Consider the following 1,348-nt stretch of genomic DNA (forward strand, 5'->3'; position numbering starts at 1 on the left):
TTAGTACTGCAACGGCAGTCAGGTGAGTGGGTGTCCTCGTCGTCGGTAGTGGGATAAGCGGGCTTGGTGTTGTCGTCGGCGTCGCCAGTTCGACCATGCCCAGACGCGGTGAGTGCAGCGGATGGCGGGTAGGAGCAGGGCGATGGTGAGGCGTCGGATCTCCGGTAGCGTGAGTGCGATCATGTCTTGATCGCTGCCGGTGGTTCCCCTTTTGCGGCAACGGCTTTCGTTCCGGTGAGCCAGGCCAGGGCGAGCATGGACAGGGTGATGTGGGCATACCAGGCCCGCCAGCTGCGGACCTGGTAGTGGTCGAGGCCGGCTTCGTTCTTGGCCTGCTGGAAACACTCTTCGATCCGCCACCGCGACCCCGCGATCCACGCCAGATCAGCGATCGTGGACCGGCGCGGTCCGTAGCAGACGTAGTAGGCGATCTCGCCGGGGTCGGTGATGCTGCGCCGGGCCAGGAGCCAGTGCCCGCGCCCGGGCTCCCAGCCGATGCGGATCGGGACCCGCGCCCAGTCGTAGTCGCGGGGTCCGTGCGCACCGGCACCGGCGGAGATCCGCTGCCATGCTCGTGCCGGGAGCGCGGCGACCAGCTCGTCAGCGCGGGCCTGGCCGAAGCCGGTCGTGATCAGGGTGTCGTTGCGGCGGGTCGCCAGCACGTGGGCGACGTCGTGTTGTTCGAGCCATACCCGCAGGTACTTGACTTGACCGTAGGCTTCGTCGGCGGTGAACCACCCAAACGGCACCTTCGCCGACACCACCCGTTCCAGCATGGCCATCACCAGCCGCGGTTTCGTCGCGAACTCGACCTCGTCGGGGATCCCGGCGGCGCGGCAGCGGTCACGGTCGGTGGTCCAGGACTCCGGCAGATACAACTCTCGATCCACCAGGGCGTGGCCGTGACGGGAGGCGTAGGCGAGGAACACTCCGATCTGGCAGTTCTCGGTCCGCCCGGCCGTGCCGGAGTACTGGCGCTGCACCCCCGCCGACCGCAGGCCCTTCTTCAGGAAACCGGTGTCATCGGCGATCAGCACCGCGTCCCGGTCACCGAGCCGCTCGGCCACATACGAGCGCACATCGTCGCGCACTCCGTCGATGTCCCAGTCCGCCCACCGCAACAACCGCTGCATCCCGTCCGGACTCACCTCACCGGCCTGCTCGGCCAGCGTCCACCCATTCTTCCGCTCCAGACCTGCCACCAGCCCGGTCACGTACTCCCGCGCCCGGCCCCGCGGCTCCGACCGGGTGAACCGGAAACCGATCCTCGCGTGCAGCGAATCCAGCTCGGCTGCAACAACATCCAAGACCACGCCAGCAAGCTACCGCACCAACTGCCGTTGCAGTA

At 67.7% G+C, this 1,348-nt stretch carries 1 protein-coding gene; it reads right to left on the minus strand.

Features of this window, described 5'->3' with window-relative positions; translation table 11 throughout:
• Window positions 1-179 precede the first annotated feature (179 nt).
• Complete coding sequence (locus ON19_RS30880; RefSeq protein WP_043700814.1) at window positions 180-1,313, minus strand: IS701 family transposase; 1,134 nt, start codon at window positions 1,311-1,313, stop codon at window positions 180-182.
• Window positions 1,314-1,348 lie beyond the last annotated feature (35 nt).

It is taken from the genome of Nocardia abscessus NBRC 100374 (assembly GCF_000308455.1).
GTDB lineage: Bacteria > Actinomycetota > Actinomycetes > Mycobacteriales > Mycobacteriaceae > Nocardia > Nocardia abscessus.